Genomic DNA, 12,103 nt, shown 5'->3' on the forward strand with positions numbered 1-12,103 from the left:
TACCAAGAGCTGAGAATGTTCCTGTCGTTGCATAGATGGAATCTTAGAATCAAACAGCCCAAATCAACCTCTGCTTGGCACAGATATCTTTCATGAAGGAACGCTGTGAACTATCCTTAAAACGAACGACAATCATATTTCCTTCATCCTTAAGAATAACTCCTTCTCCAAATGATTTATGCTGTACAACCAACCCGGGGACTAAGTCACTCAGCGGGGTCGATACTTGAGAAGTCACCTCTTGAGGCTTTTTACCTTGCAGCACAAGACTGACCTCGCCAAGGAAGCGAGAGGCTTTAACCCTTTTCTGATGATAGTAATTCAGAGAACATAAGGTTAACTCTCGTTTGGCCCTAGTCATGCCTACATAAAAAAGTCGTCTTTCTTCCTCTAACAATTCCTTCTTGCCACCTTGATCTTCCCTAATAGTCTCCCATTCAGGAATGATCCCCTCGACAAGATCAATTAAGTAGACCTGATCCCATTCTAAACCCTTGGCCGAATGGATGGTTGAAAGGGTTACGACATTCTTGTGTTTATTTTTATAGGAAGACATCATTAGCTTGTCCAGATGGGTTAATCGATTGGCAAACTCTACAATCGTAGGTTCCTTCTGCGCTATTGAACTTAGAACATCCAAGAGGCTTACTACATAGTCTTCAGAAAAGCCTAGGGACTCGCACATTCGCTTCAGCGCTTTATCATAATCAAGCTGGTTTCGGATATAAGGGATTGCCTTCGCAGGTGAAAGAGTATTAAGCTCCTTAAACCATTTTTTTAGGTCTAAAAACTCTGTTTTTACCTTAGTAGTCACTCCCGGTTGTTCAGCCAGAATTTCAAAAATTGAACGATCGATTGGCATTTGCTTTAGTAAATCAAGATGTTGCTTGCGGATTGGACAACTTAGCTTAGACCATATCCGCTCCAAGACGGGCAGGCTTTTATCGTTAAATGAGAAGCGAAGGAAATTTAACATATCGTTAATGGCCCAGTGGGAGAAAAACCTCTGTTTACCTGACTCACGCATATAAAAGGGAATTTTAGCCCGATCCAGCTCATCTGCCAAAGAAATGGCGGATAAATTATTGCGATACAGAATCCCTACCTGGGCTAAATCCTTTTGACTCTGGAGTTTCCGAATAATAAATTGATTTTGTTCTTGAATACCTTCAAATTGTTTGCTCTGAAGGACGCCCCCCCTTGGATTCTTAGTAAACATGGCTTTATCAAAGCGCAGCTGATTGGAACGAATAAAACCGCAGGCTACTGTGACAATCTGGGGAGTCGAACGAAAGTTCTGCTCCATGCGCAGAATCTTGGCCCCAGGGTAAGTCTGTTCAAACTCTAATAGGTACTTTGGCTCTGCTGCTCGAAACCCGAAAATTGATTGATCATCATCCCCCACGACAAAAATATTGTTCTTAGGCTTAACGACCATTTCGATGATTTTGTGCTGAAGAAGAGACGTATCTTGGCTCTCATCCGTAAGCATATAGTCAAAGCGCTTTCGATAATACTCCAAGCAGGTTGGGTTACCCTCTAACTCTTGATAAGCAAGAGAAAGCATATCGTCATAATCAATCAGACGTGGGCGGCTGCTTTCCTTATAGTCCTCATAATCGTTATATATGAGGGAGAAATTTTTAATGTCGCAGTTTAAAAGCTCTGCGGGTTTGCTCAAAGTATTTTTCACATAACAAATGGTATTCTGCAACCCTTCCAGCTGCTCATCAGTAATTGAGGAAGCATTATGCTTTTCGTAGATTCTTCGCAGAACTCCCGTCTTGCTTTGAGCCCCGGTTTGTTCCTCAATAATTTCAAATCTGGTACCTCTTTGTCGAAAAGCGGTTCGAACTATCTCATAAGCGAAGCTGTGAATGGTAGAAAATTGAATTTCTCCACAGCCTTCAGTTTGCCCCCTTACCATTGCCCCAAAATTCTCAACAAACCGTTCTCGCATTTCCTTAGCGGCAGCTCGTCCGAAGGTTAGACAAAGGATCCTTCGAGGATCTATGTTTTTCACAAGAATCAAATAGGCTAAACGAACCGTGAGAACCGTGGTCTTCCCGGCGCCGGGAACCGCTAAAAGTAAAAGAGGGCCCTGGTTATGAACCACAGCCCGTTTTTGCTGTTCTGTTAAATCAAAACCTCTGGCTTTGATTTCTTCAAAGAAATCCTTTTCGCTAATCACCGTAAATCTCCCACTATGTATTTCTAACACCTTACTAATAGTTGATGGATGTCATAAGGGTGCATGATTTATTGTATAGTGCCTAGTCAATCATAGCAAGGCTAAGACCTTCGGTATTCAAATAATAGGGCACACATTTTTAATGGCCTTAGTCAATGAGATTCTATTCTACCTTGACTTTTACAGTATATACGCCATTATATCCATAACCTTTTCTATTCCACATTGCTTTAAAGGGTTGGATATGGCCAAAAGAATCCTTGGCCCTCGACATAATCAAATACTCGCCTTTATTAGGCACTTTCCAGACGTACTTCCAGAATGTCCAAGAATATAACGGTGATTGCTCCTGAACAAGATTAGCCTTATGCCAGCTTTCGCCTCCATCTGTTGTAACCTCAACTTCTATGATTACCCCCGTGCCTGTCCAGGCAAAACCTTCAATGATATGTTTTCCGTTATCCAGAATTGAACGGTTTACCGGCTGCTGTATCACTGAATTAACGTTAATCTGAGTTACGGGTGTTTTTCCTAGATCATTATCTTTATATGGGAAATAGTTATAATCAATTTCCTGATATGGCCCTTTGAAGTGATGATCTATAACCACTATTCTTTTGAGCCACTTTATTGAAGCCATGGCATACCATTGAGGTACAATCAGCCTTAAAGGGTAGCCATGCTTATAGGGAATGGGCTTGCCATTTAATTCATAAGCAATGAGTGTATCGGGATGAAGTGCCTTTTGAATAGGTAAGCTCCTGGTAAAATGAAACTTTCCCGCCAAATCCTTTCTTTTGCCATAATCATACGCCTCAAAGACCACCTCCAGCGAAGTGCTTTTCAAGCCTATTAAGGCAAGGAGATCCTTGAGCGGGACCCCCTTCCATAGCCCCTGACTAATAGCTCCATCTTCCCATTGCTCCCCATAGACCTTCGGATCAAAAAACGCCCTATTATTACCTGAACATTCAAGTGGCAGGGTCAAGTGTTTTGAGGGCATACGTATAATGTCCTGATAGGTAAAGATTGTGGGTCTCATTGCTTCCCCTGCTATAGGAAGGAAGAACGCTTCTTGGGTTTGAAGTGGATATTCGAAGTGATTTCTGATAAAGAAATACTCAGTCGGTGTAATGGTTTGACGAAGAAAATGAATAGGAGTTTCCTGGTTTTCAGGGTTTAATTTTCTGGTTGTTAAATAAGGAGTTATTGCAGGTTTCTCGATATCCAAAGAATCACCACCTCTCTTGTCAAGATACAGAGCGACGATTGATACCTTTAACTTATTAGTCAGTCTTGCAAAGTAATATTAAATGATTAATGTAATATTTACCATCACTTGTTCTCCTGTATTCTTTTTGTGGCTGCTTGAATGAACTCGTTCAGCTAAAGCCGAACATCGAGACTTCGGTGGGTGAGTCTACCCCCTACCGAAATAGAATTAGGAATACCCACTTGAGGAAGTGGGTGTCTCGGAATTCATAAATTAAGACTATTAAGATAGTCTTTACAAACCCAGACTATTTTAATAGTATATAGGCATACTACTCAAATAGCCTGGAGGGTTAACTTTGGAAACAGTAAAATTATTTGACAGCGAACTAAAAATTATGGACATTGTCTGGGATAAGGAGCCTGTATCGGCAAAGGAAATCACTCTTATCGCCGCCGAAACCATCGGCTGGAATAAGAACACATCCTATACGATTATCAAAAAACTCATCGAAAAAAAAGCCCTTGAACGGACTGAACCGAACTTTATCTGCACTTCCCTGGTCAAGAGAGAAGCTGTACAGAAGGCTGAAACTCAAAGCCTGATCGACAAGTTGTATAACGGCTCTAAAAAGGCCTTTTTCGCTTCATTTATTGAAAACGATATTTCCGAAGAGGAACTTGAGGCATTAAAAAAGCTGCTGGAAAAGAGGTAGCCTATGCTATCCGAACTATTCTACTGGGTACTTAATATGAGTATTATCGGCAGTATTACCGGATTGGTTGTTTTGTCTCTGCGTAAGCTCAAAGCTCTACCACGTTTTGCGATATATGTCTTATGGGTTCTTCCTTTGATCAGGTTCTGGCTTCCTTTTGGAATTGCCAATGAATTCAGCCTGCTAAGCCTAATTTCAAAATTCACCACCAAAACAGTAGTCGTCTGGAAAGAGCTTCCTCAGATCACAACTACCAACAGTATAATGGGGGCCAAAGGCTATTTCCCTATTGAATATAAAACCGACCTGCTTGCAAATGTATTCAAAGTCGCATCGGTGGTTTGGGTTACAGTTTGCTGTGCTGCCATTCTGACTTCAGTGTTGTTATACTTTTTAACAAAATCAGAGTTTAAGACAATGAAGTTTATTAGAGCTAATATCTATAAATCAGATAGAATTACTGCTCCGGCCGTATATGGTATTATTCGTCCGAAAATTATTATACCTATTGGGATAGCTGATAGAGATATAGATTATATCATCCTGCACGAACAGGTGCATATTGAACGCAGAGACAATCTGTTTCGGGTGATAGCCGTGATAACGGCCTGCGTTCATTGGTTCAATCCACTATCCTGGGTCTTTCTAAAGTATTTTTTTGTTGATATGGAACTGGCGTGTGATGCAAAGGTTTTAAAAGGCCTGAATGAAACTCAAACCAAGGAGTATGCTCTCACCATTCTTACCTGTGCCTCCGGCAAAGCTTTCTTCGTATCGGCGTTTGGGGGAGCCAAAACAAAGGTACGCATTGAAACTATTTTGTCCTATAAAAGGCTCACATTTTTATCCTCCCTCTGCTTTGCTCTATTGGTGATGGCCATTGCGGTCACCATTATCACAAATGCAACTGTTTAGGGGGGTGCTGCTTTGAAAACAGTTTTTATGATAATACTCGCAGCTACTTTGTTACTGACAGGATTTGTAAAGCCGGAAAGGTTCAACAAACTAAAAGCAGATAATATTACAGTTTTTTACGGCGTCTCCAGCTATGCTATGTTTGGTGCAGATCAAGTGGTCATTGATGACTTGCTACATCAGTTTTAAATATGGTAAGGGGTTCTCCCTTAAAACCGATTTTGGCAATTCCTTTCTCAGTAGCTGATATTGTTATAATTTTGGTTTCCGGCTTGATTACATATATCCTTCTGCAACGTCTTAATGACTAAAGCCATTCACAAAAGTAACAAAAAGCACAATAGTGTCCAGAATAAATTGCTACTCTATTAAAATTGGTTGCAAATTTTATCCTTTTAAAGCCATAATAATGTTAAGAAGGTCGAAAGGATGATTTTAATGATTGTTGTTACAACAGAAAATATACCTGGTAAAAAAGTTATAGAAGTTAAAGGTCAAGTCTTTGGGCTCATTGTTCGATCTCGCGGAATTGGTAAAGATATTATGGCCGGATTAAGAGGTTTAGTCGGAGGAGAGATTATGGAATACACCGAGATGATTGAAGATGCTCGAAGGCAAGCAATTGAACGTATGGTCAGAAACGCCAACCTCATGGGCGCTAACGCCATAGTTATGATGCGTTTCGATAGCTCCTCGATTATGAATAATATGTCCGAAATTGTAGCCTATGGAACAGCTGTCGTTATTGAGGATTGAATATGAAATACGTTTTAATTTTTTATGGAGTCCAATTCCTAGTGCTTGTCTTTGTTGGGATCGTCTCCTGGAAATTCTATGATAAACGCATGCACAATCGCAAGAAAGCTCCTGAAGGTTATCTTAAAACTGATGAGGTTTTTATCGATCCAACCACAAATAAAACTTTAAGAGTTTATTATAATAGAGAAAATGGAGCACGCATTCATGTTGAAGAATAAATAAAAATATTGAATTTCCTAAGTTTTAAAAAGGGTGTAAACACAAAAAGAACCGTTCAAATTTGTCATAGTCTACCATGTTGTATCAAAACCTTTTACAAAAACTTAACCCAATAAAAAAGCCTATCTCGTTAGGGATAGTCTCTCGTTTTTTACCTGGCTATACGAATGAGCCTTTCGCCACACTGCGTCCCGTGACGCATTCTCCTGCAGTGTGGATACCGAACCGATGGAACCCCGACTCTCCAAATTCGCCGGCGTCGGCGAATTTAAGACACCCCAGATGAGGTGGAAAGATGAACACAAAGAAAGACCACCTCATTCAGAGATGGTCTTTCGCTTGTTTACCTGGCGATACGAAAGGCGGACGAGCCTTTCGCCACACTGCGTCCCGTGACGCATACTCCTGCAGTGTGGATCCTACTTTCCCGGGGGCTATGCCCCAAGTATCATCGGCCCTGGAACGAAAGGCACGATAGTGTCCGGTGGACAGTATCGCCGAGCCGCCTGCCCCAAAGGAAACCTTAGCGGCGAAGGAATGAGCTTTTCGCCACACTGCGTCCCGTGACGCATTCTCCTGCAGTGTGGATCTCGAACCGGTGGAATCCCGGCTCCCCAAATTCGCCCACGTGGGCGAATTTAAGACACCCCAGATGAGGTGGAAGGATGAACATAAAGAAAGACCATCTCTAACGAGATGGTCTTTCGCTTGTTTTACCTGGCGATGACCTACTTTCCCAGGGGCTATGCCCCAAGTATCATCGGCCCTGGAGGTCTTAACTTCCGTGTTCGGTATGGGAACGGGTGGAACCCCTCCGGCATAATCACCAGATGTCTGAGATAGTCGCTTTCTTTCGATTGCTGTTCTCTCAAAACTGCACAGAGTCTATCTAGTATTGTCTAAGAATTTGAGCCACTCACCTAGCGGTCTCGATTTAGGTCAAGCCCTCGACCGATTAGTACCAGTCAGCTCCACACGTCACCGTGCTTCCACACCTGGCCTATCAACCTGATCATCTTTCAGGGGTCTTACCAGCTTTCGCTGTGGGAAATCTCATCTTGAGGTCGGTTTCGCGCTTAGATGCTTTCAGCGCTTATCCGCTCCGAATATAGCTACCCAGCTATGCCTCTGGCGAGACAACTGGTACACCAGGGATTCGTCCATCCCGGTCCTCTCGTACTAGGGACAGATCCTCTCAAATTTCCTGCGCCTGCGACGGATAGGGACCGAACTGTCTCACGACGTTCTGAACCCAGCTCACGTACCGCTTTAATGGGCGAACAGCCCAACCCTTGGGACCTACTACAGCCCCAGGATGCGATGAGCCGACATCGAGGTGCCAAACCTCCCCGTCGATATGGACTCTTGGGGGAGATAAGCCTGTTATCCCCAGGGTAGCTTTTATCCGTTGAGCGATGGCCCTTCCACTCGGTACCACCGGATCACTAAGCCCGACTTCCGTCCCTGCTCGACTTGTAGGTCTCGCAGTCAAGCTCCCTTTTGCCTTTACACTCTTCGCGCGATTTCCAACCGCGCTGAGGGAACCTTTGGGCGCCTCCGTTACTCTTTAGGAGGCGACCGCCCCAGTCAAACTGCCCACCTGATACTGTCCTAATCCCCGATTCAGGGGACCTAGTTAGAATTTCAGTACAAAAAGAGTGGTATCCCACCGTTGACTCCACCAAGGCTGGCGCCCTAGCTTCTTAGTCTCCCACCTATCCTGTACATTTTATACCAAAATCCAATGTCAAGCTACAGTAAAGCTCCATGGGGTCTTTCTGTCCTGTCGCAGGTAACCCGCATCTTCACGGGTATTACAATTTCGCCGAGTCCCTCGTTGAGACAGTGTCCAGATCGTTACACCTTTCGTGCGGGTCAGAACTTACCTGACAAGGAATTTCGCTACCTTAGGACCGTTATAGTTACGGCCGCCGTTTACTGGGGCTTCAATTCAAAGCTTCGGGTTGCCCCTAACCTCTCCTCTTAACCTTCCAGCACCGGGCAGGTGTCAGCCCCTATACATCTCCTTTCGGATTAGCAGGGACCTGTGTTTTTGTTAAACAGTCGCCTGGACCATTTCTCTGCGGCTCTTGTTACCAAGAGCGCCCCTTCTCCCGAAGTTACGGGGCTATTTTGCCGAGTTCCTTAACGAGGGTTTTCTCGCGCGCCTTAGGATTCTCACCCCATCTACCTGTGTCGGTTTACGGTACGGGCACCTAGTCACTCACTAGAGGTTTTTCTTGACAGCTTGGAGTCGGTTACTTCGCTACTAATTTTCGCTCCCCGTCACGTCTCAGAGTCTCGCAGGGCGGATTTGCCTACCCTACCTCCTACTCGCTTGGGCCAACTCAACCAACGGTTGGCTTAACCTATCCTTCTGTGTCACCCCATTGCTCAAACATTTCTAGGTGGTACTGGAATCTCAACCAGTTGTCCATCACCTACGCCTTTCGGCCTCGGCTTAGGTCCCGACTTACCCTGGGCGGACGAGCCTTCCCCAGGAATCCTTAGATTTTCGGCGGGAAGGATTCTCACCTTCCTTTCGCATACTCATACCGGCATTCTCACTTCTATCCACTCCACCAGACCTTACAGTCTGACTTCTCGGCTGATAGAACGCTCCCCTACCCCTGCGCATGAAGCGCAAGCCATAGCTTCGGTGATACACTTGAGCCCCGTTACATTTTCGGCGCAGAACCACTCGACCAGTGAGCTATTACGCACTCTTTAAATGGTGGCTGCTTCTGAGCCAACATCCTGGTTGTCTGTGCAATTCCACATCCTTTCCCACTTAGTGTATACTTGGGGACCTTAGCTGATGGTCTGGGCTGTTTCCCTTTCGACTATGAAGCTTATCCCCCACAGTCTGACTCCCAATCTAAATCTGATGGCATTCGGAGTTTGATAAGGTTCGGTAACCTGGTAAGGCCCCTAGCCTATTCAGTGCTCTACCGCCATCGATCATCAATTGAGGCTAGCCCTAAAGCTATTTCGGGGAGAACCAGCTATCTCCGTGTTCGATTGGCATTTCACCCCTACCCACAGCTCATCCCCTGCCTTTTCAACGACAGTGAGTTCGGGCCTCCAGTGGGTTTTACCCCACCTTCACCCTGGCCATGGGTAGATCACACGGTTTCGGGTCTACAGCATGTAACTTTCGCCCTTTTCAGACTCGCTTTCGCTTCGGCTCCGGCTTCTCGCCTTAACCTTGCTACATACCGTAACTCGCCGGTTCATTCTACAAAAGGCACGCTACTACACATAACTGTGCTGTAACTGCTTGTAAGCGTACGGTTTCAGGTTCTTTTTCACTCCTCTTCCGAGGTGCTTTTCACCTTTCCCTCACGGTACTGGTTCGCTATCGGTCGCTAAGTAGTATTTAGCCTTGGGAGGTGGTCCTCCCTGCTTCCCACGGGGTTTCACGTGTCCCGCGGTACTCAGGATTCCCTCACAGAATGTCCTTCTTTCGTCTACAGGAGTGTTACCTTCTTTGCTCGACCTTTCCGGATCTGTTCGACTAGAATTCCATTCTTAAAAGAGGGTCCTACAACCCCGAATCCCGAAGGATTCGGTTTGGGCTCTTCCCGTTTCGCTCGCCGCTACTCAGGGAATCGATGATTCTTTCTTTTCCTCCGGGTACTTAGATGTTTCAGTTCCCCGGGTTGTCTTCTTCAACCTATGTATTCAGTTGAGGATAACCGGACATGACTCCGGTTGGGTTGCCCCATTCGGGTATCCATGGATCAAAGCCTGCTTACGACTCCCCATGGCATTTCGCTGTTAACCGCGCCCTTCTTCGACTCTTAGCGCCTAGGCATCCACCGTACGCCCTTAATAGCTTGACCTATTGGTCGCTACTTTTAGGTTTACTCAATACGTCCGTATTGATGTGAATTCGTTCGACTTTACTAGTTTTCTCTATGCAGTTTTCAAAGAACAGTTCTGGTTTAAGTCTGTTAAGACTCTTACCCGTCAAAAATATAGGATATTAGTCAGGCATAACTGCCTTTCCTCAATCCTTTGTGAGTGAGGTTCCATAATTCATCGAATTCCTTCGATGTTTCCTGGTCTCTCAAAACTAAACAACAGCTGTTTCCAATGAGTTGCCGATCCCTCGGCGTGAGTCTTGCGACTCGTTATTGATCTTTACAGTCGATTTGGTTTTCAACCTCGTCCTCTGAAAGAATCGACCACTAGGATGTTCGTCTAAAGCCTAAGCTCTAAACCGTTCTCCTTAGAAAGGAGGTGATCCAGCCGCACCTTCCGATACGGCTACCTTGTTACGACTTCACCCCAATTATCGGCCCCACCTTCGACGGCTAGCTCCCTTTCGGGTTACCTCACCGGCTTCGGGTGTTGCAGACTTTCGTGGTGTGACGGGCGGTGTGTACAAGGCCCGGGAACGTATTCACCGCAGTATGCTGACCTGCGATTACTAGCGATTCCGACTTCATGCAGGCGAGTTGCAGCCTGCAATCCGAACTGAGACCGGCTTTCTCGGATTTGCTTCACCTCGCGGCTTCGCTTCCGTCTGTACCGGCCATTGTAGCACGTGTGTAGCCCAAGACATAAGGGGCATGATGATTTGACGTCATCCCCACCTTCCTCCGGTTTATCACCGGCAGTCTATTTAGAGTGCTCAACCTTACTTGTTAGCAACTAAATACAGGGGTTGCGCTCGTTGCGGGACTTAACCCAACATCTCACGACACGAGCTGACGACAACCATGCACCACCTGTCTCTACGCTCCCCGAAGGGCACTCCCTAGTTTCCTAAAGATTCGTAGGATGTCAAGCCTTGGTAAGGTTCTTCGCGTTGCGTCGAATTAAACCACATGCTCCACCGCTTGTGCGGGCCCCCGTCAATTCCTTTGAGTTTCAACCTTGCGGCCGTACTCCCCAGGCGGAGTGCTTATTGTGTTAACTGCGGCACAGAAGGGGTCGATACCCTCTACACCTAGCACTCATCGTTTACGGCGTGGACTACCAGGGTATCTAATCCTGTTTGCTCCCCACGCTTTCGCGCCTCAGCGTCAGTTACAGTCCAGAAAGTCGCCTTCGCCACCGGTGTTCCTCCACATATCTACGCATTTCACCGCTACACGTGGAATTCCACTTTCCTCTCCTGTCCTCAAGATTCCCAGTTTCCGATGCACTCTCAGGGTTGAGCCCTGATCTTTCACACCGGACTTAAGAATCCGCCTACGCGCCCTTTACGCCCAATAATTCCGGACAACGCTTGCCCCCTACGTATTACCGCGGCTGCTGGCACGTAGTTAGCCGGGGCTTCCTCCTTGGGTACCGTCATGTGGCCTCAATATTTTCAAAGCCACCGTTCTTCCCCAAAGACAGTACTTTACAATCCGAAGACCTTCATCATACACGCGGCGTTGCTCCGTCAGACTTTCGTCCATTGCGGAAGATTCCCCACTGCTGCCTCCCGTAGGAGTCTGGGCCGTGTCTCAGTCCCAGTGTGGCCGTTCACCCTCTCAGGCCGGCTACTGATCGTCGCCTTGGTAGGCCTTTACCCCACCAACTAGCTAATCAGACGCGGGTCCATCCATAATCGACAGCATCTTCAGAGGCCATCTTTCCTTAATGCCTGATGCCAGGCTCTAAGATTATCCGGTATTAGCCCTCGTTTCCAAGGGTTGTCCCGGATTTATGGGTAGGTTACCCACGCGTTACTCACCCGTCCGCCACTAAGAATTTTTCTAAGCAAGCTTATCAAACTCTCCGTTCGACTTGCATGTGTTAGGCACGCCGCCAGCGTTCGTCCTGAGCCAGGATCAAACTCTCCAAAAAAAGTTATTTCAAACTTCTCATTAGAAGAAGATGATTGACTCATGATTTATTTTGAAACTCTTACGAGTTTCTCTCATTGGCTGTCCTTGTTGTTTAGTTTTCAAAGACCATGGATTTTGGCTTTGACCCGTTTGGGCCGGAATCACATCTTAACATTTTCAACTAGCGTTGTCAATACTTTTTTTAGCCGTGTAGCACTGAGTATAAACTCTATGTACTTTTGGTTTTTGTGATTCTCTTTGGCTGTTTAGGCCAGAGTTGTATCTTAGCATTTCCAACTCTCGTT

8 protein-coding genes and 3 rRNA genes are annotated in these 12,103 nt (G+C 45.7%); 5 read left to right on the plus strand and 6 right to left on the minus strand.

Annotated features, from left to right (window positions below):
* Positions 1-49: 49 nt before the first annotated feature.
* Both DESMER_RS16930 and DESMER_RS16935 read right to left on the minus strand, forming a co-directional pair.
* Positions 50-2,191 (minus strand): ATP-dependent helicase, encoded by a 2,142-nt coding sequence (locus tag DESMER_RS16930; protein WP_014904284.1) that lies wholly within the window; start codon positions 2,189-2,191, stop codon positions 50-52.
* Between the two features lie 163 nt (positions 2,192-2,354).
* On the minus strand, positions 2,355-3,422 hold the full coding sequence (locus tag DESMER_RS16935) for a sulfite oxidase (RefSeq protein WP_014904285.1): 1,068 nt from the start codon (positions 3,420-3,422) through the stop codon (positions 2,355-2,357).
* A 340-nt stretch (positions 3,423-3,762) separates the two neighbouring features.
* Between DESMER_RS16935 and DESMER_RS16940 the strand changes: the two genes are divergently transcribed.
* From DESMER_RS16940 to DESMER_RS16955, 5 genes are all read left to right on the plus strand, one after another.
* A complete protein-coding gene (locus tag DESMER_RS16940; RefSeq protein WP_014904286.1) occupies positions 3,763-4,119 on the plus strand; it encodes a BlaI/MecI/CopY family transcriptional regulator in 357 nt (118 codons plus the stop codon).
* 3 nt (positions 4,120-4,122) lie between these two features.
* Positions 4,123-5,034: a M56 family metallopeptidase gene (locus tag DESMER_RS16945; protein ID WP_014904287.1), complete on the plus strand. Its 912-nt coding sequence runs from the start codon at positions 4,123-4,125 to the stop codon at positions 5,032-5,034.
* A 12-nt stretch (positions 5,035-5,046) separates the two neighbouring features.
* Positions 5,047-5,223, plus strand: coding sequence for a hypothetical protein (locus DESMER_RS23830; protein WP_014904288.1), 177 nt, complete (start codon positions 5,047-5,049; stop codon positions 5,221-5,223).
* A gap of 249 nt (positions 5,224-5,472) precedes the next feature.
* A complete protein-coding gene (locus DESMER_RS16950) occupies positions 5,473-5,790 on the plus strand; it encodes a YbjQ family protein (RefSeq protein ID WP_042334709.1) in 318 nt (105 codons plus the stop codon).
* A gap of 2 nt (positions 5,791-5,792) precedes the next feature.
* Entirely contained in the window at positions 5,793-6,011 is a 219-nt protein-coding gene (locus DESMER_RS16955; RefSeq protein WP_014904290.1) for a hypothetical protein, read from the plus strand.
* A gap of 322 nt (positions 6,012-6,333) precedes the next feature.
* Here DESMER_RS16955 and DESMER_RS23225 read toward each other — a convergent pair whose 3' ends face one another.
* The 4 genes from DESMER_RS23225 to DESMER_RS16975 form a co-directional block, all read right to left on the minus strand.
* Entirely contained in the window at positions 6,334-6,630 is a 297-nt protein-coding gene (locus DESMER_RS23225) for an SdpI family protein (protein ID WP_148275300.1), read from the minus strand.
* Positions 6,631-6,727: 97 nt separating this feature from the next.
* Positions 6,728-6,843 (minus strand): 5S ribosomal RNA (gene rrf / locus DESMER_RS16965).
* 104 nt (positions 6,844-6,947) lie between these two features.
* A 23S ribosomal RNA gene (locus DESMER_RS16970) occupies positions 6,948-9,857 on the minus strand.
* Between the two features lie 393 nt (positions 9,858-10,250).
* A 16S ribosomal RNA gene (locus tag DESMER_RS16975) occupies positions 10,251-11,817 on the minus strand.
* Together the 16S, 23S and 5S rRNA genes form the textbook arrangement of a ribosomal RNA operon.
* Between the last annotated feature and the right edge of the window lie 286 nt (positions 11,818-12,103).

Source organism: Desulfosporosinus meridiei DSM 13257 (assembly GCF_000231385.2).
In the GTDB taxonomy this organism is placed as follows: domain Bacteria; phylum Bacillota; class Desulfitobacteriia; order Desulfitobacteriales; family Desulfitobacteriaceae; genus Desulfosporosinus; species Desulfosporosinus meridiei.